1 pseudogene is annotated in these 270 nt (G+C 73.3%); it reads right to left on the bottom strand.

Going from position 1 to position 270, the window contains the following annotated elements:
* Positions 1-54: 54 nt before the first annotated feature.
* Positions 55-270: pseudogene (locus tag GTW43_RS20090) on the bottom strand (lipid-transfer protein); the annotation flags it as partial.

Below are 270 nucleotides of genomic sequence, written 5' to 3'. Positions count from 1 at the left end.
CGCTGATGGATGGCGTCCCGCGCCCCTGGCGGGGTTGGTGTGCGGCCCCGCGCATCAAGCGCCTCCGGTGAGGAGGAGGGCTGAGGTGGGGACGCCCTCGCCCGCGGTCACCAGGCAGGAACGCGCCCCCGGAACCTGCGCGGTACTGGTCCCGCGCAGCTGCTTGACCCCCTCGGTGATGAGGTTGAAGCCGTGGACGTAGGCCTCCGAGAGCCCACCCCCACCCGTGTTCACGGGGAGCCGCCCCCCGATCTCCAGCGCACCCCCCTC

The sequence above is a fragment of the Streptomyces sp. SID5785 genome (assembly GCF_009870065.1).
Classification (GTDB): domain Bacteria; phylum Actinomycetota; class Actinomycetes; order Streptomycetales; family Streptomycetaceae; genus Streptomyces.
This window is presented reverse-complemented; position numbering and strand designations above follow the sequence as displayed.